A 21490-nucleotide genomic window follows, 5' to 3' on the forward strand; every position below is an offset into this window, starting at 1 on the left:
ATGGGTAAACTGATCTGGCTGATGGGGCCATCCGGCTCCGGTAAGGACAGTCTGCTGGCCGAACTCCGCCAGCAGGAACCGGCGCAACTGCTGGTAGCGCACCGTTACATCACCCGCGCCGCCAACGCCGGGAATGAAAATCATATTGCGCTGAGCGAACAAGAATTTTTTACCCGCGCCGGGCAGAACCTGCTGGCGCTGAGCTGGCACGCCAATGGCTTCTACTACGGCGTTGGCGTGGAGATTGACCTCTGGCTACACGCCGGTTTTGATGTGGTGGTCAACGGCTCGCGCGCGCATCTGCCCCAGGCGCAGGCCCGTTACGGCACATCTTTACTCCCCATTTGCTTACAGGTTTCCCCGGCGATTCTACGCCAGCGCCTGCAGGCTCGTGGACGGGAGAGCGAAACGGAAATCGCCGCCCGTCTTGAGCGCGCAGCCCGCTACGCCCCGTATGACTGCCACGTCCTGAACAACGATGGAAGTTTGCTACAGTCTGTCGATACACTACTCACACTGATGGGACGCAAGGAGAAGAAACATGTCTGTCTGTGAATTACGCCGCGCCACGCTATACGATACCGATGCGGTTTACGCGCTTGTCTGTGAGTTGAAGCAGGGCCAATTCGATCTGCAGGCCTTTAGCGCTGGCTACGCCGCAAATCTGCAAGATCCCAATATGCACTACCAGCTGGCGCTGCTCGACGGACAGGTCGTCGGCTTGATCGGCCTGCACCTGCAGTTTCATCTGCACCACGCCAACTGGATTGGCGAGATTCAGGAACTGGTGGTGATGCCACAGGCACGAGGGTTAAGGGTCGGCAGTCAGTTACTGGCCTGGGCCGAAGCCACCGCGCGCGAAGCGGGCGCAGAAGTCACCGAGCTTTCCACCAGCACCCAACGCCTTGACGCACACCGTTTTTACCAGCGTGAAGGCTATACCATGAGCCATTTTCGCTTCACCAAACCGTTGTAGGGGGAGCCATGAGTCTGACCATTACGCTGACGGGAACGGGCGGCGCACAGCTGGTGCCGACATTTGGCTGCGACTGTGCGGCCTGCCAACGAGCACGCTCACAGGCGCAATACCGTCGACGCCCTTGTAGCGGGGTGGTCAAGTTCAATAATGCGGTAACGCTGCTGGACGCGGGGATCCCGCATCTGATGGACGACTGGCCGGCGGGCAGCTTCCAGCAGTTTCTGCTGACCCATTATCATATGGATCATGTACAGGGATTGTTTCCGCTACGTTGGGGCGTGGGGACGACCATCCCGGTGTACGGTCCGCCGGATGAACAGGGTTGCGACGATCTGTTTAAGCATCCGGGCATCCTCGATTTTAGCCATACCGTGGCACCGTTTGTGGTGTTTAATCTGCAAGGATTGCAGGTAACGCCGCTACCGCTCAACCATTCAAAGCTGACGTTTGGTTATCTGCTGGAGACCGCACATAGCCGCGTGGCGTGGCTCTCCGATACCGCCGGACTTCCCGACAAGACGTTGAAGTTTCTCCACAATAACCAGCCTCAGGTGATTATCATTGACTGCAGCCATGCCCCGCGCGCCGAGCCACCGCGCAATCATTGTGATTTAAACACCGTTATCGCGTTGAACGACGTTATCCGCTGCCCACGGGTGATCCTGACGCATATCAGCCATCAGTTTGATCTGTGGATGATGGAACATCCGCTACCAGTAGGGTTTGAGGCAGGATATGACGGAATGGAGATTGTGCTGGAGTAAGGAAATTTGCCGGATGCGATGAAAACATCTTATCCGGCCTACAAACAGATGATTAAGCGACTTTTTTTGCGCCGACATCTCGCTGCGCAATAAAATCTTTAACTGAAACAATCCGGTTCAGTTCTTCTTGCGCCCGCATGTCATTTTCAACTTCCCACAGGTCAACCGCCGCCTGTAGGTTACGCCAGAAATCAACGGAGGTATCGAACGCTTTTGCCAAACGAAACGCCATATCCGTTGTTAATTTGCGATTATTGTTGACCAGTGCGCTCACTGTATTGCGGTGAACATGCAGAATTTCAGCCAGATCGTTGATTTTCAGATCAAGCGGTTCCAGGTATTCATATTGCAGGATATCACCCACAGTCGTTGGTTTTCTGGATGCCTGTTTCATATCGTTACCTTACGTTTTCTCTAATAGATGTGTGGATCTAAGTACACATCTTCGGCCTTACCATTAATCCATTTAAATATTAATCGGTACTGCTTGTTTACTCTGATTGAAGAATATTCCTGTAATTTTCCGGTTAACTCTTCATATCTGTTACCGGGTGGCGAGCGCAAATCCCGATGCGAAACAGCCGCATTAATGATATCCAGCTTTCTGGCTAAGGAAGGTGCGAATAAGCAGGTCATTTCTTCCCAAGCTGACTCGCTGATTAAAATTTCGCGGATCTGGGCCGATTTTTTTCCCGCAAACACATCGAATCAGCCTATTTAGGCTATTTTTTCCACCATTTCTGGCGTTATTTCCGGTTTTTACTGAGATCTCTCCCACTGACGTATCATTTGGTCCACCCGAAACAGGTTGGCCAGGGTGAATAACATCGCCAGTTGGTTATCGTTTTTCAGCAGCCCCTTGTATCTGGCTTTCACGAAGCCGAACTGCCGCTTGATGATGCGAAACGGGTGCTCCACCCTGGCACGGATGCTGGCTTTCATGTATTCGATGTTGATGGCCGTTTTGTTCTTGCGCGGATTCTGCTTCAAGGTTTTTACCTTGCCGGGACGCTCGGCGATCAGCCAGTCCACATCCACCTCGGCCAGCTCCTCGCGCTGTGGCGCTCCTTGGTAGCCGGCATCGGCTGAGACAAATTGCTCCTCTCCATGAAGCAGATTACCCAGCTGATTGAGGTCATGCTCGTTGGCCGCGGTGGTGACCAGGCTGTGGGTCAGGCCACTCTTGGCATCGACACCAATGTGGGCCTTCATGCCAAAGTGCCACTGATTGCCTTTCTTGGTCTGATGCATCTCCGGATCGCGTTGCTGCTCTTTGTTCTTGGTAGAGCTGGGTGCCTCAATGATGGTGGCATCCACCAAAGTGCCTTGGGTCATCATGACGCCTGCTTCGGCCAGCCAGCGATTGATGGTCTTGAACAATTGACGGGCCAGTTGATGCTGCTCGAGCAGGTGGCGGAAATTCATGATGGTGGTGCGATCCGGCAGGGCGCTATCCAGGGATAATCGGGCAAACAGGCGCATGGAGGCGATTTCGTACAGGGCATCTTCCATGGCACCGTCGCTCAGGTTGTACCAATGCTGCATGCAGTGAATACGCAGCATGGTCTCCAGCGGATAGGGCCGTCGGCCATTGCCCGCCTTGGGATAAAACGGCTCGATGACAGCGGTCATATTCTGCCATGGCAAAATCTGCTCCATGCGGGAGAGGAAAATCTCTTTTCGGGTCTGACGGCGCTTAGTGCTGAATTCACTATCGGCGAAGGTGAGTTGATGGCTCATGATGTCCCTCTGGGATGCGCTCCGGATGAATATGATGATCTCATATCAGGAACTTGTTCGCACCTTCCCTAATGCAGTGTGAATATCCGCAGGTATTTTTCTGTGCGATGTCGCCCGTTCAAAAAAATCTTCAAGCCATGTATCCCGAAAATTTCTGATATTTAATGATTTAGACATTCCATTGCCAACACCTTTTCCATAAGCATAGAGAGATTGTAGTGCATACACGCACTGTGCTCAAGTGCATTCATTAACATGAAATGGTGAGCTGTTGGGCGAGCAGGTAAATCCCTGCCAGAAAGATAAAATACCCATAAATTTAATCGTTACCGCTACCGATCGTAATCTTCTTCCATTCTGCGCTCTTCGTCTTCTAACTGACGCCGTTCTTGATCGAGTTGGCGCTGACGGTCATCCAGTTGGCGACGTCGATCTTCAAACTGGCGGCGGCGATTGTCATATTGCCTGCGCCGGTCGTCACTCATCTGGCGCTGCCAGCTTTCATCACGGGAGTCATCATAATCCCGCCCGTTGTCCGGTTTGTATGCGTCGTTAATCGCCTGCTGAATATTACCAATGGCGTCATCGATAATATCCGCCTGTGCCGATACGGTGGTCAGCATTAGCAAACTAAAAAGAAGGAATGTCGCGGAGCGTTGCATAAAACCAGCCTCATCAAGAAACTCGCTCCACGGTAATCAAAGCGTATTTGCGCGGGTAGCGGAGGAATCTCAATTACGCGAATGCCGCAGCGCCTGCGCCAGCTCTCCCCGAGTAAAAGGCTTACGCAATAGCGCCACATCCGGCAACGCCGGGTTATGCGCCGGACGTAAATCCTGACCGCTTATCAGCAGGATGGACAACTGCGGATAATGTGCCTGGGCATGGTTAACCACATCCACGCCGCTTAAACCACCTGGCAGCATTAAGTCGCTAATAAAAATATCAATCTCGGATGAAACCGCCAGCATATGCATCGCCTGTTCCCCGTTTGCGGCCTCTAACGTCAGGTAGCCCAGCAGGTGTAATTGCTCGCACAACGTCTGGCGTACATCATCCTCATCCTCGAGCACCAACACCAGTTTTTCACCGCTGTTCGCCGCATGTACCGCTACCGCTTCCACTTGAGCCTGCACCGGCACAACGGCACGAGGCAGTTGCAGCCTGACCGTCGTTCCCTGCCCGGGAGCGCTTTCAATCTCCACCCGGCCACCGGACTGGCGCACAAAACCGTAGACCATCGACAGCCCCAGTCCGCTGCCGCTACCGGTCTGTTTGGTGGTGAAAAACGGCTCGAAGACCTGGGCTTTCACCTCCTGTGACATCCCGCTTCCCTGGTCGGCAACCTCCAGCATCACCATATCCTGCTTGCGCCCATCGCTGCGCGTGACCCGCTGATTCCAGGTACGGATTTTAATCGTGCCCGCCTGCCCGTCCATGGCGTCACGAGCGTTCATCACCAGATTGATAATGGCGTTTTCCAGTTGGCTGACGTCAATCCACGCGGGCCAGGCGGGAGACTGGGCTTCAATCTCCAGCGTCAACGTGGCCGGAAGAGAGTGGCGCATCAGTTCGCCCAGATTTTCCAGCAGCGTTTTCAGTTCCACCGCATGGGGATGCAACGACTGTTTGCGCGAAAAGGCCAGCAGTCGCTGGGTAAGCAGCGCCCCGCGCTCGGCGGCTTTTAGCGCCCGATTGACCCGTGGCGCATCGGGCGACTCCGGATTCACCAGATCCAGACTGCCAATAATAACCGCCAGCAGGTTATTGAAATCATGTGCTAATCCACCCGTCAGTTGCCCCACCGCCTTCAGCTTTTGGCTGTGCAACAGCGCTTCTTCCAGCCCCTGACGCTCGGTGCGATCGATTTCCATCTGACTGGTTTTTTCTTTTAGCAGTCGGGTGGTGTGCTCCAGCGACGCCGTATTCCGGGCAAAGACGCTAAAGGCGCGGGCCAGCTCGCCTAACTCATCACGCCGCTGCAGGGCCGGGACGCTGACGTCTGATTCACCGTGCGCCAGCCGGGTCATCGCCCGTGAAATGGCCGTCAGGTTGGAGCCGAGATTACGGTAGATATACCATCCGGCAAAACCGGTGATCACCACCGCCAGCAGCGCAAACACTAAAATAAACAACGCGCCGGATTGCAGTTCCTGATGGCTTTGCGCCACCCGCTGCTCTGAGATCAGCGCCACCTGCGAGGCATACTGATTGATATCGCTGTTGAGGATCGCCACCAGCGCTTTGATATGAAACATATACCAGTTGATGGCCAAATCGCTCTGCTCCAGCGCGGAAGAGAGCGGCTCCAGCTTATGCAGCTCCCGGTTGAAGTCGTTGAGGATACCGCTAATCAGCGGATTGGCATGCTGCAAGGGAAGCGCAGGCATCACCGCATCCAGTTGTTTCACCACCGAACGCGGCGTGGGCGTGTCGATGGCGGCAACAATTAAGCGGTCCATCTGCCCCAGCAGCGCATCATCCTGCGCGCCGATCAACTTTTGCAGATGACGTAAATAGCTTTGATTTTGATACAGCGAACTGAGCAACGCGTTACGCTCCAGGTGTCGCCGCTGCCCGCGCTGCAACATCCCTTCTACGCTGCTTTGTAGTTCATTACTGCGCTGGATAATACGCTCGACCAGCACCGGCTCTTGCTGCGCCAGCGGCGCGGTAGCCAGTTGTTCCAGCGACTGCTTCAGCACCCTTTGCGTCTCCTGCAGCCGCTCCGCTTCCCCTTTGTATTCCAGCGCCCCGACCACCTGCGACAGCCGCACTGCCGCCGTCGCCACGTTCGCCGTATCGCGCGCCAGGTTCATGCTGCCGGTCATGTCGTCAACGGTTTGCTGCTGCACCTGCTCCTGAATCTGGCTTGCGTGCTGAAAACCCAGCACCGCCACGCCGCTCACCATCAGCGTGACCGCCACCACCAGCAGATTGAAGAACAGCAATCGTCCGCGCGCACTGGCGAAAAAGTGACGTCCCGGTTGCGGCATATCACGCTCCGTGAAGAAAAATCGCAATATGACAAATATGAACGGCTTCTGACATTTTGCATTTACATTCCTGTGATGGACTGCTGATATCGGCCACCCCACAGGAGATCCGCCATGAGCAGGACACCGGTTCTGGAGATGCGCAACATTGCTAAAGCGTTTGGCAAATTTTACGCGCTGAAAGGGGTCGATTTAACGGTCTGGCCGGGCGAGATTCATGCCCTGATGGGCGAGAATGGCGCGGGGAAGAGCACCCTGATGAAGATCCTCGCGGGGGCCTATACCGCCACCAGCGGTGAGATCCTGATTGACGGTCAGCCGTTCCACATTCGCGGTCCTAAAGATGCGCTTAGCGCAGGCATCACGCTGATTTATCAGGAGATGCAGCTCGCGCCGAACCTGACGGTGGCGGAAAATATCTTTCTTGGCAGCGAGCTGTCGCGCGGCGGTCTGGTCCAGCGAAAAGAGATGGTGATGCAGTCGCAGAAAGTCATCGACCGACTCGGTGCCCAGTTTAAGGCCAGCGACCGTGTGATGACCTTGACCATAGCCGAACAGCAGCAGGTGGAAATTGCCCGCGCCCTGCACCGTAACAGCCGCATTCTGGTGATGGATGAACCCACCGCCGCCCTCTCCTCACGTGAAACCCATCGCCTGTTTGAACTGATCATGCGCCTGCGCGATGAGGGGATGGCGATTATCTACATCAGCCACCGCATGGCGGAAGTGTACGAACTCTCGGACCGCGTCAGCGTCCTGCGCGACGGACAATATGTTGGCAGCCTGACCCGCGACAAGCTCAACGCCTCGGAGCTGGTGCGCATGATGGTGGGCCGTCCGTTGAGCGATCTGTTCAACAAAGAGCGCGACATTCCCTTAGGTAAAGCGCGCCTCAACGTTCATCACCTGACTGATGGCAACAAAGTGCAGCCGTGCAGTTTGCTGGTACGCTCCGGGGAGATCGTCGGCCTGGCCGGGTTAGTCGGTGCCGGGCGTTCTGAGCTGGCTCAGTTGATTTTTGGCGTTCGTAAAGCCATCGGCGGCATGATTGAAGTAGACGGTGAACCGGTAGTGATCCACTCCCCGCGCGAGGCGATTGACCACGGCATTGGCTTTCTGACGGAAAACCGCAAAGAGCAGGGATTATTTTTAGAGCTGGCAGCGGCAGAAAACATCACCATGGCAACGCTGGAGCGTGACGCCAACTGGGGCATGCTCGATCGCAAAAAGGCGCAGGCTATTTCCGATGACGCCATCAAGCTGCTCAACATCCGCGTGCCGCACGCACAGGTACGCGCGGGCGGGCTGTCTGGCGGAAATCAGCAAAAACTGCTGATTTCACGCTGGGTCGCGATCGGCCCACGTATTTTGATCCTCGATGAACCCACGCGCGGCGTGGATGTTGGCGCCAAAAGCGAGATCTACCGGATCATGAACGATATGGCGCGCAAAGGCGTAGCGATCCTGATGATCTCCAGCGAACTGCCGGAAGTCGTCGGCATGAGCGATCGCGTGTACGTCATGCGGGAAGGAAGCATTGCCGGCGAGCTGAACGGACAAAGTATTACCCAGGAAAATATTATGACGCTGGCTACCGGCGTGAACGACTCCCACCATCAGGCGGTGCCCCATGAATAATCCAACCCCTCCCCAGCAGGTGGCGAAATCTGCCTCCGCGAAAAGAATGCTGATGAGCGATCTGATGCAAACAGTCGGCATCTTACCGATTCTCATCCTGATTGTGGCGGTATTTGGCTTTATCGCGCCCAACTTTTTTACCGAAAGCAACCTGCTGAATATAACCCGTCAGGCGTCGATCAACATCGTGCTGGCGGCTGGCATGACCTTCATTATTTTGACCGGCGGGATCGACCTCTCGGTTGGCTCGATTCTCGGCACCACCGCCGTCGCAGCCATGGTCGTTTCTCTTATTCCTGAGCTTGCCATGCTGTCAATTCCGGCGGCGCTTATGCTCGGCCTGGTGCTGGGATTATTTAACGGCGCGCTGGTCGCTTTTGCCGGACTACCGCCGTTTATCGTCACGCTTGGAACCTATACGGCGCTGCGCGGCGTGGCCTATCTGCTGGCCGACGGTACAACGGTGATTAACTCCAATATCAGCTTTGAGTGGATCGGTAACAACTATCTCGGCCCGGTTCCGTGGCTGGTGGTCATTGCGCTGGCGGTGGTGGTGGTGTGCTGGTTCATTCTGCGCCGCACCACGCTCGGCGTTCATATCTACGCGGTCGGCGGCAATATGCAGGCCGCACGTTTAACCGGGATCAAAGTGTGGCTGGTGCTGCTGTTCGTCTACGGCATGAGCGGTTTGCTCTCAGGTCTTGGCGGGGTGATGAGCGCCTCGCGGCTGTATAGCGCCAACGGCAACTTAGGTATGGGTTACGAGCTGGACGCCATCGCGGCGGTGATCCTCGGCGGCACCAGCTTTGTTGGCGGGATCGGCACCATCACCGGCACGCTGGTGGGGGCGTTGATAATCGCCACACTCAATAACGGCATGACGCTAATGGGCGTCTCCTATTTCTGGCAACTGGTGATCAAAGGGGCGGTGATCATCATAGCGGTGCTAATCGACAAATACCGTACCCGACACCATCAAAGTGCATAGACAAGCTTACTGGCCTGCTCATTCGTAGGCCTGATAAGCGCAGCGCCATCAGGCGTATAACAACAATACCCTACGTGAGGAAACGAGTATGCGTTTGAAGCCATTAGTGACCGCGCTCTGTGCTGGCGCCCTGCTTGCTGCAGCTCCGTTTGTGCAGGCAAAAGAACTGAAATCGATTGGCGTTACGGTGGGCGATCTGGCCAACCCGTTCTTCGTGCAGATCACCAAAGGCGCGGAGCTGGAAGCACGCAAGCTGGCAGGTGATAGCGTTAAAGTAACGCTGGTTTCCAGCGGTTACGATTTGGGGCAACAGGTGTCGCAGATCGACAACTTTATTGCCGCCAAAGTCGACATGATTATCCTTAACGCCGCCGACTCCAAGGGCATCGGCCCGGCGGTAAAACGCGCGAAAGACGCCGGGATCGTGGTGGTTGCCGTTGACGTGGCAGCGGAAGGCGCAGACGCGACCATTACCTCCGATAACACCCAGGCAGGTGAAATGGCCTGTAAATACATTACCGACCGCCTGAAAGGCAAAGGCAACGTCGTCATCATCAACGGGCCGCCGGTTTCCGCCGTCCAGAACCGCGTGGAAGGCTGCCAGACTGAGTTTAAACGCCACCCTGACATCAAGGTGCTATCGCATAACCAAAACGCCAAAGGCAGTCGCGAAGGCGGGCTGGAGATCATGACCGCGCTGCTGGCGGCAAATCCGAAGATCGACGGCGTATTCGCCATTAACGATCCGACGGCGATCGGTGCCGATCTGGCGGCAAAACAGGCGCAGCGTAGCGAATTCTTTATTGTCGGCGTAGATGGATCCCCAGACGGTGAAGAAGCGCTGAAGCGCGAAAACTCACTATTTGTGGCGACTCCGGCACAAGATCCGCAGGTGATGGCTGCCAAAGCGGTCGAAATCGGCTATGACATATTGCAGGGGAAACCCGCCCCGAAAGAACCCGTGCTGATCCCAGTAACGATGATCGATAAAAACAACGTCGGCAGTTATAAGGGTTGGACGGTTAAATAGCCCGCCACAACAACGCCGGATGGCGGTAAAAATGCCCTATCCGGCCTACAAGATCGCTATGAATTTGTAGGCCGGATAAGCGCGGCGCCATCCGGCATTATATTAAGGAGGATTCAGCCGATGAAACGCTCCGCAATAAACGAGATCCTTGGCCACACGCGCCAGTTTTTCTCTCAGCACGACGTGCATCTCCCCCCTTTTGCCAGCTTCCCCCCGACCCAATGGCACAAGCTTGATGCCTCTGCCTGGGGCGAAGTGTTCGACCTTAAGCTCGGTTGGGATGTCACCGCGTTTGGCGGCAACAATTTCGCCGCGCAAGGGTTAACGCTGTTCACTCTGCGTAACGGCTCGCCGAAAGGTATGCCTTATGAAAAATGCTACGCCGAGAAAATCATGCATGTTCGCGATGCACAGGTCACGCCGATGCATTTTCACTGGCGCAAGCGCGAAGACATTATCAATCGCGGCGGCGGTAATTTGATTGTGGAACTGTGGAATGCGGGAGTCCGGGAGCAAACGGAGCAGACCGACGTAAGCGTGGTGATTGACGGCTGTCGGCAAACCCATGCGGCAGGCAGTCAGTTGCGCCTGACGCCGGGTGAAAGCATCTGCCTGCCACCGGGCCTGTATCACAGCTTCTGGGCGGAAAAAGGTTTTGGCGACGTGCTGGTCGGCGAGGTTTCGTCTGTTAATGACGACGACCACGATAACCACTTTTTGCAACCGATCGCCCGCTATAACGACATTGAAGAAGACGAACCTGCGCAGCTGGTGCTGTGTAACGAATATCGCCTGTTCCGCTAACCAAGGAGCGCATTATGCCGTTGATATCTCTCGCTGATGGCCTTGCCCATGCCCGTGAGCATCGCTATGCCTTAGGGGCGTTTAACGTTCTGGACTCCCACTTCCTGCGCGCGCTGTTTGCCGCGGCAAAGCAGGAACGTTCGCCGTTTATCATCAACATCGCCGAGGTGCACTTTAAATATATCTCGCTGGATTCTCTGGTCGAAGCGGTCAAATTCGAAGCCGCGCGGCATGACATTCCGGTGGTATTGAACCTTGACCACGGCCTGCACTTTGAGTCGGTGGTTCGGGCACTACGCTTAGGGTTCAGTTCAGTGATGTTCGATGGCTCCACGCTGGAGTATGAAGAAAATGTCCGCCAGACCCGCGAAGTGGTAAAGATGTGCCACGCCGTCGGCGTATCGGTGGAAGCCGAACTGGGCGCGGTGGGTGGTGATGAGGGCGGCGCGCTGTACGGCCATGCCGACGAGTCGCTGTTTACCGACCCGATGATGGCGCGTGATTTCGTCGACAGAACCGGGATTGACGCGTTGGCGGTCGCCATTGGCAATGCCCACGGCAAATATAAAGGCGAACCGCTGCTCGACTTCCCGCGTCTGGATGCCATTCGCCAGCAGGCGGCAATCCCGCTGGTACTGCACGGCGGCTCCGGCATCAGCGACGACGATTTCAGACGCGCAATTGAACTCGGCATTCACAAAATCAACTTCTATACCGGCATGTCGCAGGCGGCGCTGACGGCAGTAGAGGCGCGGATGGCGAATCGCCAGCCGCTGTACGACGAATTCGCCGAACTGCTACTCGGTATTGAAGAAGCCATTACCGATACCGTTTCAGAACAGATGCGCATTTTTGGCAGCGCGGGACGGGTCTGATGGAACGCAAAGGCGTTATCGCTGCAGGCAACATGCTGGTCGATCACGTGCATCAAATTGTGCAGTGGCCGGAACGTGGCTGGCTGGCGGAAATCACCCGTAGCGAACGCGCCACGGGCGGTGCGCCGCTTAATGTGCTGCTGACGCTGGCAAAAATGCACACTGGACTGCCGTTGCAGGCGGTGGGGTTAATCGGTCAGGACAGCGACGGCGACTACATCATGGCGATGCTGGAGCAGTATCACGTTAATCGCCAACACGTGCAGCGCACCACATTCGCCCCCACGTCGATGTCGCAGGTGATGACCGATCCCAGCGGCCAGCGCACCTTTTTCCACTCACCGGGTGCCAATCGGCTACTCGATCTGCCCGCGTTTGAGCAACTGGATACCTCGATGAAAATCTTCCATCTGGGATATCTGCTGCTGCTCGACAGTCTGGACATGCCGGATGAGGAGTACGGGACGCGTAGCGCACGGCTGCTGGCGCAAATGCGCGACAACGGCTTTGAAACGTCGCTGGATCTGGTCTCACGCAAGGGCGACCCGCGCTACCAGCCACTGGTAATGCCAGCCCTGCGCCATCTCGACTATCTGGTGATTAACGAGCTGGAAGCCGGGGAGTTCAGCGGGCTGGAGATCCGCCAGCCCAACGGCGAACTGCATATTGCGCACATCGCCACCGCCGCACGCGAATTATTGAATGCAGGCGTACGCCAGCGGGTGGTGATCCACTGTCCGGAAGGTGCCTGGGGTGAAGCGCCGGATGTGCCGGGCGTCTGGATCTCGTCGCAGTACCTGGCGCAGGAGGAGATCGTCGGCAGCGTCGGGGCGGGAGATGCGTTTTGCGCCGGATTTTTGTATGGCTGTCATGAGCGCTGGTCTCTGACGGACAGCGTCAGGTTGGCACACGCCTGTGCGCGGGCAAGCTTGCTGTGCGCGAATGCGATAGACGGCGCGAAGACGCTGGCAGAGTTGAAAGCAGAAATGGCTGACGCCTGATGCGCTGCGCTTATCAGGCCTACGTTCGCATCGTCCGGAAATATGCCTGATGCGCTGCGCTTATCAGGCCTACGACCGTATCAGGCCTACGGGGTCGTTATCGCTTTTGTAGGCCGGATAAGGCGTTTACGCCTCATCCGGCAACTGCACACGATCACGCCGCCTTATCGTGATGTTGCACGTCGGCGGCAAACACATAACCCAGCCCGCGCAGGGTTTTGATCAACATTGGCTGGTGCGGGTTGTTCTCTATTTTTCGCCGCAGGCGCATGATTAACACGTCAATCGTGCGGTCAAACACCTCAACGCTGTCGCTGCGCGTCAGCTCCAGCAGTTGTTCCCGGCTCAGCACCCGGCGGGCATTTTGGGCCAGCGCCAACAGCAGGCTGTATTCCCCCTGCGTCAACTCCACCTTCAACTGCTGGGGATTATGCAGCTGGCAACCGGCGGTATCGAGATGCCAGCCATTGAAAGAAAGCCCCGTGGTTTGCGGGCCGCCGCTTTCTGCCGTTAACACGCCAACGCGTCTGAGCACCGCCTTTACCCGAGCTACCAGCACCCGCGCATTGAACGGCTTACCGATATAGTCGTCAGCCCCCATTTCCAGCCCGACAACCACATCCGACTCGCTGCCAAGCCCAGTCAGCATCACCACCGGTAATCCGGGCCTCAACTTCTGCACCTGTTGTAGCACCATCAGGCCGTTAATATCGGGCAACATCATATCCAGTAATACCAGAGCGATATCCGGCTGAGTCTCAATGCAGCGCAGCGCCTCCTGCCCGGTGTGACAGGCGGTCACCGTAAAGACGTGTTCGCTCAGCACATCCTGTAAAAGCGTGCAGACAGCGATGTCATCATCCACAACCAGTATGGCTGGCTTCATTGTTTTTCCCCATTTCTGGCCAACTTAAATGAGTGTGATTGATTCTGCACAGAGTGACAGCGATAAGGCACAAGGATGTGCGGGAAACATAACCTCGGTCACACTGCCGGGCCGTCACGTATTGGAGATTCGTCACGTCAAATATGACGACAGCCTGTTTTTCGTCAGAGTTTTGCGCAAAATTCGCCCGTAATATCGACTAATGCCCCTGATAAAAACATGGCATAAAAGATGCATAACAAAAACGACAAGCGCGTATGCGCGATTTGATTAACTGGAGCGAGACCGATGAAAAAAGTCGTCACGGTTTGCCCATATTGCGCATCAGGTTGCAAAATCAACCTGGTGGTCGATAACGGCAAAATCGTCCGGGCTGAAGCGGCGCAGGGGAAAACCAACCAGGGTACCTTGTGTCTGAAGGGCTACTATGGCTGGGATTTTATCAATGATACCCAGATCCTGACCCCTCGTCTGAAAACCCCTATGATCCGTCGCCAGCGTGGCGGCAAACTGGAATCCGTTTCCTGGGATGAAGCGCTTGATTACGTCGCCAGTCGTCTGAGCGCCATCAAAGCGAAGTATGGCCCGGACGCTATTCAGACGACCGGTTCATCTCGCGGTACGGGTAACGAAACCAACTATGTAATGCAAAAATTCGCGCGCGCCGTTATTGGTACCAATAACGTTGACTGTTGCGCTCGCGTCTGACACGGCCCATCGGTTGCAGGTCTGCACCAATCGGTCGGTAACGGCGCAATGAGTAATGCTATCAATGAAATTGATAACACGGATTTAGTGTTCATCTTCGGGTATAACCCGGCGGATTCCCACCCGATCGTGGCGAATCACGTGATTAATGCTAAACGTAACGGGGCGAAAATCATCGTCTGCGATCCGCGCAAAATTGAAACCGCGCGTATTGCCGACATGCACATCGCGTTGAAAAACGGCTCGAACATCGCGCTGCTCAACGCTATGGGTCATGTCATCATCGAAGAAAAACTGTACGACCAGGCGTTCGTCGCCTCCCGTACGGAAGGATTCGAAGAGTACAGCAAGATCGTCGAAGGCTACACGCCGGAGTCCGTCGAAGATATCACTGGCGTTAGCGCGCAGGATATTCGTCAGGCTGCACGTATGTATGCCACGGCGAAAAGCGCGGCAATCCTGTGGGGCATGGGTGTTACCCAGTTCTATCAGGGCGTGGAAACCGTGCGTTCACTGACCAGCCTCGCAATGCTGACCGGCAACCTCGGTAAGCCGAGCGTGGGCGTTAACCCGGTTCGTGGGCAGAACAACGTTCAGGGCGCATGTGACATGGGCGCGCTGCCGGATACTTATCCGGGCTATCAGTATGTGAAAGATCCGGCTAACCGCGAGAAGTTCGCTAAAGCCTGGGGCGTGGAAAGTCTGCCTGCTCATACCGGTTATCGCATCAGCGAACTGCCGCACCGTGCAGCGCATGGCGAAGTCCGCGCGGCGTACATCATGGGTGAAGATCCATTACAAACCGATGCTGAACTCTCCGCAGTGCGCAAAGGCTTTGAGGATCTGGAACTGGTTATCGTGCAGGATATCTTCATGACCAAAACTGCCGCTGCCGCAGACGTTATTTTACCGTCTACGTCATGGGGTGAGCATGAAGGCGTATTCTCCGCAGCTGACCGTGGCTTCCAGCGCTTCTTTAAAGCCGTTGAGCCGAAGTGGGATCTGAAAACGGACTGGCAGATTATCAGTGAAATCGCCACCCGTATGGGCTATCCGATGCACTACAACAACACCCAGGAAATCTGGGACGAGTTGCGTCATCTGTGCCCGGATTTCTACGGTGCCACTTACGAGAAAATGGGCGAACTGGGTTATATCCAGTGGCCTTGCCGCGACACCTCAGAAGCCGACCAGGGTACGTCTTATCTCTTCAAAGAGAAGTTCGACACCCCGAACGGCCTGGCGCAGTTCTTCACCTGCGACTGGGTAGCGCCAATCGACAAACTCACTGAGGAGTACCCGATGGTACTGTCTACAGTGCGTGAAGTCGGCCACTACTCTTGCCGTTCGATGACCGGTAACTGTGCGGCGTTGGCCGCGCTGGCGGATGAACCGGGCTATGCCCAGATCAACACCGCCGACGCAGAACGCCTGGGCATCCAGGATGAAGAGCTGGTGTGGGTGAACTCGCGTAAAGGCCGGGTCATTACCCGTGCGGCAGTCAGCGATCGTCCAAACAAAGGCGCGATTTACATGACCTACCAGTGGTGGATTGGCGCATGTAATGAACTGGTGACCGAGAACTTAAGCCCGATTACCAAAACGCCGGAGTACAAGTACTGTGCTGTAAACGTTGAACGCATTGCCGATCAGCGCGCTGCCGAGCAGTATGTCATTGATGAGTACACCAAGCTGAAAGCCAGCCTGCGCGAAAGCGCGATGGGTTAAGCTTCCCCTGACGGCCTCCATTCGGAGGCCGTTTTTTTATGCACATAATCTCTCTATACTGTTCATTCCCTACACTAAATCTAAATATAAGATGAAACGACTTTTCGCCTTGATGGTGTTAATGACATGCTTTGTCCATGCCGAAGAGCCCGGTAGTCAGTTTTTGAAAGCCGCCGAGTCCGGAGACCGACGCGCACAATATTTCCTCGCTGATACCTGGTTTAGTTCAGGTGATTTGAGCAAAGCGGAATACTGGGCGCAAAAAGCCGCCGATAACGGCGATGCGGATGCCTGGGCTTTGCTGGCGCAGATTAAGATTACCAATCCGGTCAGTCTGGATTATCCCGAGGCCAAAACGCTGGCGGAAAAAGCGACCCAGGCAGGCAGTAAGACCGGGGAAATTACGCTGGCGCGTATTCTGGTCAACACTCAGGCTGGACACACCGATTACCCCAAAGCCATTACCTTGCTGCAAAACGCCTCCGAGGACCTGGAAAACGACTCCGCCGTCGACGCGCAAATGCTGCTTGGGCTGATTTACGCCAACGGCGTGGGTATTCCCGCAGACGATGAGAAAGCGACGTGGTATTTCAAACGTAGCTCTGCCATTTCCCGCACCGGTTATTCCGAATACTGGGCTGGGATGATGTTCTTAAACGGTGAGCAGGGTTTTATCGTGAAGAATAAACAGAAGGCACTGCACTGGCTGAATTTGAGCTGTACGGAAGGATTCGATACCGGCTGCGAAGAGTTTGATAAGTTAACCAACGGGTAGTCGTTGTAGGCCTGATAAGCGTAGCGCCATCAGGCAACCCGGAGCAGGTTGCCGGATGGCGGCGTTGCCTTATCCGGCCTACAAGGCGGTCTTATCAAACTGACCCAATACTTCGCGCTCATAGGCCAGCGCTTTTTTGCGGTCAAATTTGTGTTCCCACTTGGAGATAACCAGCACCGCCAGTGCATTACCCACCACGTTCAGCGCGGTACGCGCCATGTCGAGGATACGGTCAACACCGGCAATAAACGCCAGGCCTTCCAGCGGGATCCCCACGCTGCCCAGCGTTGCCAGCAGCACCACGAATGATACGCCCGGCACGCCCGCAATCCCTTTCGAGGTCACCATCAACGTCAACACCAGCACGATTTCCTGCCACAGCGACAGGTCGATACCATACAGCTGCGCAATAAAGATCGCGGCAATACTCTGGTACAGCGTTGAACCATCAAGGTTGAATGAGTAGCCGGTCGGCACCACAAAGCTGGTGATTGAAGCCGGTGCGCCATAGGCTTCCATCTTCTCGATAATACGCGGCAGTACGCTCTCGGAGCTGGCGGTAGAGTAAGCCAGAATCAACTCGTCTTTCAGAATGCGGATCAGGATCCAGATGCTCAAACCGCAGATACGCGCGACAATCCCCAGCACCACCAGCGCGAAGAACAGGATGGCAAAGTGCACCAACAGCACCAGCTTCGCCAGCGGCCACAGGGAGGCAAAACCGAAGTTCGCGACGGTAACGGCAATCAGCGCGAAAACGCCGACTGGCGCATAGCGCATAACCATGTGGGTCACTTTAAACATGGTTTCGGAAATAGAGCGGAACACGGTAACCAGCGGCTCGCGGTGAGTTGCCGGCAGGGAAGACAAGCCTAAACCGAACAGCACCGAGAAGAAGATAATCGGCAGCATATCGCCTTTTGCCATTGAGGCGACGATATTGGTCGGCACCAGTGACAAAATTGTCCCCATCAAACCATGCGCGTGGCTCTGTACTTCTGCAGTCGTGCTTTGATATTTCGAAATATCCACGGTCGCCAGTTGCGACATATCAATCCCGGAACCCGGCTGGAACACATTCGCCAGCGTGATCCCAAGGATAATCGCCACGGTGGTGATCACTTCGAAATAGAGAATAGTTTTAGCACCAATGCGGCCCAGCTGTTTTGCATCACCGACTCCGGCGATACCGACAACCAGCGTAGAGATGACAATGGGCACAACAATCATTTTGATCAGATGGATAAAGATATCGCCCGCCGGTGACAGCAGGTTTACAACCAGCCATTCACGGCTGTCACTATGGTAATGCAGGTAACTCCCTAGCAGAATGCCCAGCACCATGGCGATTAGAATCTGCCATGCCAGGCTGACTTTCAAATTTTTCATAACAACGGACTTCCTCGATGGAGCGCTATTCCACATGCGGTGTGTGGGAATAGTACATACTGAAAGGGTATGAATTGTGTTGCGTTCGTTTATGGAGTTTTTTAACGCTTATTATCATTATCATCTGCATGGCATTCCGCGCAACCCTCTAAGAACAGGGCTTTTAGCTGAATTTATGCATAAAAATGCAATTTTGTCGCGGTATCGATGAATAACTTTTTGTTATAAAAGAATTTTAATATGTTCAAAAATGAAGAAGTCATGGCGAGAGTTTTTTTTGCTCATTTGTTCGTTCGCCTATTTTTTAAACAGGCCAAATGATACAAATCACAAAAAAAACAAATTTATTTTTGCCGATTCTGCAACAACTTCGCCATATTAATAGAGTCAACGAGCTGCGCCCGGTTTACCCTCGGCGAGTTTAAATCCATAACCTTTTGCCACACTGAAATAGCCTGGGCGTAGTCTGCCTGCATAAACGCATCTGAGGCTAACAGCATCAGCGCGGTGACCTCTGCCGGGTCCAGCGCCAGGGCCCTATCAATCATCTCGCGAGTGGGCGGCGTCATATGTTGTCCGGCCTGGTAATACAATACCGTTGCCATCGCTGAATAGATCTCAGCATTTTCACCGCCGACACGCAGCGCCTGTTCGTAGGCCAGCAGCGCATTATGATACGCGTTTTGCCAAAGATAATACTCCCCGAGTTGCGCCCATTTCACGCCGTCCTGGGGGTTAGAGCGAATCTGCGATTGCAGCAAAAGCAGCTGTTTTTCCTGAATATTTTCATCGGAGAAAGCATGTAAAGGATCCGCCAGTCGCGTCTGCTCCTGACGAACCGCCTGCCATTTTGGCGTCAACAAGTAGCCTCCTATGCAGGCCACAGCCATCAGCACCGCCGCAGCGGTCAGTCGCTTCATGGGCATTGGGCGTAACGACGGTTCGCACTGGTTCATTGCTCACCCTCCTCCGTATGCTGACGTCTTCTCACTCGCCAGACCACCACACCTACCAGCAATAACAACAGGCACGGTAACGCCCACAGCAGCAGCGTTTGCTCATTCAGCGGCGGATTATAACGAACGAAGTCACCGTAACGCTCGGTCATCCATGTCATGATCTCGGCTTCGCTTTTCCCTTCCGCCACCATGCTATAAACCTGATGGCGCATACTGACCGCTACCGGCGCATTGGATTCCAGTAGGTTTTGGTTCTGACACTGCGGGCAGCGAAGCTGGCTGGCAATGGACAGCGCTTGTTCCTGCTGTTGCGGGTTGGCAAACGTCCATGTGTCCACAACCTGGGCATGGGTAGCGAAAGTGATGAAAAACAGGAGGAGCGTTAAGAGTAAAAATTTTTTGCCGGAAGGCGCTGCGCTTATCCGGCCTACGGTTCGCGCTGCCTGTAGGCCGGATAAGGCGTTTACGCCGCCATCCGGCAACGCTGTTATTAATTTACGCATCACGCTTCCTTCCTCGCCATCCGCTCAGCAGCGCGCCAAAGACCATTAATAGTCCCCCACCCCAAATCCAGCGCACGCCGGTCTGCACGTACAAACGCATGGCATAGCGGTCAGGTCCGGTTTTTTCACCCATTACCGCGTACCAGTCATGCATCAGATTCCAGCGGATCCCCGGCTCCATCATCTGTTGACGGCGCGCGGCATAGAAGCGCCTTTCGGGTTGCAGGCTGCCAATACGTTTCTCATTGTGCCACAGCGTGATCTGCGCTTTTTCACTGGTGTAGTTACCTTTGGCTTCCAGGTCGAGACGCTCAAAACGGAAAATGTAACCCGCCAGTTCAACCTGCTGCCCAGGGCTCAGGTTCAGGCTTATCTCCTGACGGCTACCGCTGGAAAAGACGATCCCCGCCGCAAACATCAGCACCCCGGCATGCGCCAGCAGTGCCGGAAGCTGGATGCGGAAAGGCACTTTACGGCTTCTGACCGTTGCCAGCACGATAACCAGCAGCATCAGCAGGCCAAAGGGCAGCGTAGCACGGTTAAAGTACGGTGCGCCTACGGAGAGCCGTCCCCAGCCGAACAGCCCGTAAATCATCGGGTAGAGCGTGCCAATCAACACAATCAGCAGCACCGCACTAAAGAGCAGCAGCGCAACCAGAATCAGCATCTCGCGTGACCAACCGCCAAAACGCGCATTCTGCCGGACTTGCTGGCCCCGCCAGGCGTACAGCCCGAGCGACGCCAGACTCAACACGGTAAACAGCGCAAACAGCGGCGCGGCGCGGACGTTATCCAGCGCGAAAGCATGCACCGAAACGAGAATGCCGGAACGCACAATCAGCGTCCCCAGCAGCGATAAAATCAGCGTGACGATCGCCAGTAGCAGCGACCAGTGGCGGAAGATTCCGCGCTGGCGCGTGATATACAGGCTATGCAGCAGCGCGCTGGCGGAAAGCCAGGGTAATAAGGAGGCATTTTCAACCGGGTCCCAGAACCACCAGCCGCCCCAGCCCAGCTCGCAATAGGCCCACCAGGAGCCGAGGATAATTCCCAGCGTCAGCGCGCACCAGCCGGGCAGCGCCCAGCGCCAGCACACCCAGGCGCTCTGCGCATTAAAGTCACCACGTAGCAGCGAGGCCAGCGCCACGCCTGCCGCCACCATCAACCCACCGTAACCCAGATACAGCAGAGGTGGATGGAGGATTAACCCGAGATGTTGCAGCATCGGGTTAAGGTCGCGCCCTTCAATGGCTGGCGGGAAGATGCGTACGAACGGATCGGACCATACCACCACAAACAATAGCAGCAGGGCCGTTATCATTGAAAGGACGCTGAGCGTCAGCGGAAACAGCGCGTCGGTATCACGCCGATAGCGTAAAGCGAACAGCGCGCTCCAGCCGGAAAGAAACAGCACCCACAGCAGCAGCGATCCTTCATGACCGCCCCACACCGCCGCCAGTTTTAATCCCCACGGCAGTAGACTGTAGCTGTGCTGAGCAACGTAGACCACCGAAAAATCGCTGGTCAAAAAGCAGAATACCAGAATGGCAAAAGCCAGCAGTAGCAGGGTAAATTGCGCCCACACGCCCACCGTTGCAAGGCGCATCACCCCTTGCCAGCGCTGGCGGACACCCACCAACACGGCAAGCGGGGTCAACACGTTGACCCCAAGGCTTAATAACAGCGCCAGAAAACCGGCTTCAGGAAGGAGAACGTCCAGATATCAC

Annotated in this window: 21 protein-coding genes and 1 pseudogene; 12 read left to right on the top strand and 10 right to left on the bottom strand. The window is 55.4% G+C overall.

The annotated features are described in order from the left end of the window. Genes phnN through phnP form a run of 3 tightly spaced genes read left to right on the top strand, consistent with a single transcriptional unit; the run spans position 1 to position 1743 of the window. Positions 1-555 (top strand): ribose 1,5-bisphosphokinase, encoded by a 555-nt coding sequence (gene phnN / locus IB222_RS21265; RefSeq protein ID WP_008786953.1) that lies wholly within the window; start codon positions 1-3, stop codon positions 553-555. After that, positions 542-976: an aminoalkylphosphonate N-acetyltransferase gene (gene phnO / locus IB222_RS21270; RefSeq protein WP_126319498.1), complete on the top strand. Its 435-nt coding sequence runs from the start codon at positions 542-544 to the stop codon at positions 974-976. The genes phnN and phnO overlap by 14 nt, the downstream gene beginning before the upstream one ends. Positions 977-984: 8 nt before the next feature. Then, positions 985-1743 (top strand): phosphonate metabolism protein PhnP, encoded by a 759-nt coding sequence (gene phnP / locus IB222_RS21275; RefSeq protein WP_148362557.1) that lies wholly within the window; start codon positions 985-987, stop codon positions 1741-1743. Between the two features lie 52 nt (positions 1744-1795). Here phnP and IB222_RS21280 read toward each other — a convergent pair whose 3' ends face one another. From IB222_RS21280 to IB222_RS21305, 6 genes are all read right to left on the bottom strand, one after another. After that, the gene (locus IB222_RS21280) at positions 1796-2137 is read right to left on the bottom strand and encodes a HigA family addiction module antitoxin (RefSeq protein WP_008786950.1); all 342 of its coding nucleotides are present in this window, start codon (positions 2135-2137) and stop codon (positions 1796-1798) included. Between the two features lie 20 nt (positions 2138-2157). Further along, positions 2158-2418, bottom strand: coding sequence for a type II toxin-antitoxin system RelE/ParE family toxin (locus IB222_RS21285; RefSeq protein WP_348925957.1), 261 nt, complete (start codon positions 2416-2418; stop codon positions 2158-2160). Beyond that, positions 2330-2521, bottom strand: a complete 192-nt coding sequence (locus tag IB222_RS21290) for a hypothetical protein (RefSeq protein ID WP_348925512.1) — start codon at positions 2519-2521, stop codon at positions 2330-2332. The genes IB222_RS21285 and IB222_RS21290 overlap by 89 nt, the downstream gene beginning before the upstream one ends. Further along, positions 2503-3483, bottom strand: a complete 981-nt coding sequence (locus IB222_RS21295; protein WP_000019448.1) for an IS5-like element ISKpn26 family transposase — start codon at positions 3481-3483, stop codon at positions 2503-2505. The genes IB222_RS21290 and IB222_RS21295 overlap by 19 nt, the downstream gene beginning before the upstream one ends. A 332-nt stretch (positions 3484-3815) precedes the next feature. Next, positions 3816-4145 (bottom strand): DDRRRQL repeat protein YjdP, encoded by a 330-nt coding sequence (gene yjdP, locus IB222_RS21300; protein ID WP_003031807.1) that lies wholly within the window; start codon positions 4143-4145, stop codon positions 3816-3818. A gap of 69 nt (positions 4146-4214) precedes the next feature. Next, positions 4215-6479, bottom strand: coding sequence for a hybrid sensor histidine kinase/response regulator (locus IB222_RS21305; protein WP_149385229.1), 2265 nt, complete (start codon positions 6477-6479; stop codon positions 4215-4217). 114 nt (positions 6480-6593) lie between these two features. Between IB222_RS21305 and IB222_RS21310 the strand changes: the two genes are divergently transcribed. From IB222_RS21310 to IB222_RS21335, 6 genes are all read left to right on the top strand, one after another. Next, the gene (locus tag IB222_RS21310) at positions 6594-8117 is read left to right on the top strand and encodes a sugar ABC transporter ATP-binding protein (protein WP_149335872.1); all 1524 of its coding nucleotides are present in this window, start codon (positions 6594-6596) and stop codon (positions 8115-8117) included. Further along, on the top strand, positions 8110-9105 hold the full coding sequence (locus tag IB222_RS21315) for a ribose ABC transporter permease (protein WP_063941242.1): 996 nt from the start codon (positions 8110-8112) through the stop codon (positions 9103-9105). The genes IB222_RS21310 and IB222_RS21315 overlap by 8 nt, the downstream gene beginning before the upstream one ends. 88 nt (positions 9106-9193) lie before the next feature. Continuing rightward, positions 9194-10135 carry an ABC transporter substrate-binding protein gene (locus IB222_RS21320; protein WP_003826688.1) on the top strand — a complete coding sequence of 314 codons (942 nt, stop codon included), beginning with the start codon at positions 9194-9196 and terminating at the stop codon, positions 10133-10135. Between the two features lie 120 nt (positions 10136-10255). Next, positions 10256-10939 carry a D-lyxose/D-mannose family sugar isomerase gene (locus tag IB222_RS21325; protein WP_149385230.1) on the top strand — a complete coding sequence of 228 codons (684 nt, stop codon included), beginning with the start codon at positions 10256-10258 and terminating at the stop codon, positions 10937-10939. A 14-nt stretch (positions 10940-10953) separates the two neighbouring features. Next, entirely contained in the window at positions 10954-11814 is an 861-nt protein-coding gene (locus IB222_RS21330; protein ID WP_149385231.1) for a ketose 1,6-bisphosphate aldolase, read from the top strand. After that, the gene (locus IB222_RS21335) at positions 11811-12815 is read left to right on the top strand and encodes a carbohydrate kinase family protein (protein WP_149385232.1); all 1005 of its coding nucleotides are present in this window, start codon (positions 11811-11813) and stop codon (positions 12813-12815) included. The genes IB222_RS21330 and IB222_RS21335 overlap by 4 nt, the downstream gene beginning before the upstream one ends. A 154-nt stretch (positions 12816-12969) precedes the next feature. On the opposite strand, the gene IB222_RS21340 is transcribed toward IB222_RS21335, so the two are convergent. Next, the gene (locus tag IB222_RS21340) at positions 12970-13701 is read right to left on the bottom strand and encodes a response regulator transcription factor (RefSeq protein WP_003826666.1); all 732 of its coding nucleotides are present in this window, start codon (positions 13699-13701) and stop codon (positions 12970-12972) included. A gap of 28 nt (positions 13702-13729) precedes the next feature. Here IB222_RS21340 and IB222_RS21345 point away from each other — a divergent pair, with 28 nt between their 5' ends. The 3 genes from IB222_RS21345 (at position 13730) to yjcO (ending at position 16912) form a co-directional block, all read left to right on the top strand. After that, entirely contained in the window at positions 13730-13894 is a 165-nt protein-coding gene (locus tag IB222_RS21345; RefSeq protein WP_008786941.1) for a hypothetical protein, read from the top strand. Between the two features lie 95 nt (positions 13895-13989). Continuing rightward, on the top strand, positions 13990-16137 hold the full coding sequence (fdhF, locus tag IB222_RS21350) for a formate dehydrogenase subunit alpha (RefSeq protein ID WP_081003612.1): 2148 nt from the start codon (positions 13990-13992) through the stop codon (positions 16135-16137). Between the two features lie 91 nt (positions 16138-16228). After that, positions 16229-16912 carry a Sel1 family TPR-like repeat protein YjcO gene (gene yjcO / locus IB222_RS21355; protein ID WP_149385233.1) on the top strand — a complete coding sequence of 228 codons (684 nt, stop codon included), beginning with the start codon at positions 16229-16231 and terminating at the stop codon, positions 16910-16912. Positions 16913-16990: 78 nt separating this feature from the next. Here yjcO and gltP read toward each other — a convergent pair whose 3' ends face one another. From gltP to nrfF, 3 genes and pseudogenes are all read right to left on the bottom strand, one after another. Continuing rightward, positions 16991-18301, bottom strand: coding sequence for a glutamate/aspartate:proton symporter GltP (gltP, locus tag IB222_RS21360; protein ID WP_003826659.1), 1311 nt, complete (start codon positions 18299-18301; stop codon positions 16991-16993). Between the two features lie 344 nt (positions 18302-18645). Continuing rightward, the gene (gene nrfG / locus IB222_RS21365) at positions 18646-19257 is read right to left on the bottom strand and encodes a heme lyase NrfEFG subunit NrfG (RefSeq protein WP_149385234.1); all 612 of its coding nucleotides are present in this window, start codon (positions 19255-19257) and stop codon (positions 18646-18648) included. Beyond that, positions 19254-21483, bottom strand: a pseudogene (gene nrfF / locus IB222_RS21370) (heme lyase NrfEFG subunit NrfF). The gene nrfG and the pseudogene nrfF overlap by 4 nt, the downstream one beginning before the upstream one ends. Between the last annotated feature and the right edge of the window lie 7 nt (positions 21484-21490).

This window comes from Citrobacter sp. C13 (assembly GCF_014596815.2).
In the GTDB taxonomy this organism is placed as follows: domain Bacteria; phylum Pseudomonadota; class Gammaproteobacteria; order Enterobacterales; family Enterobacteriaceae; genus Citrobacter; species Citrobacter portucalensis.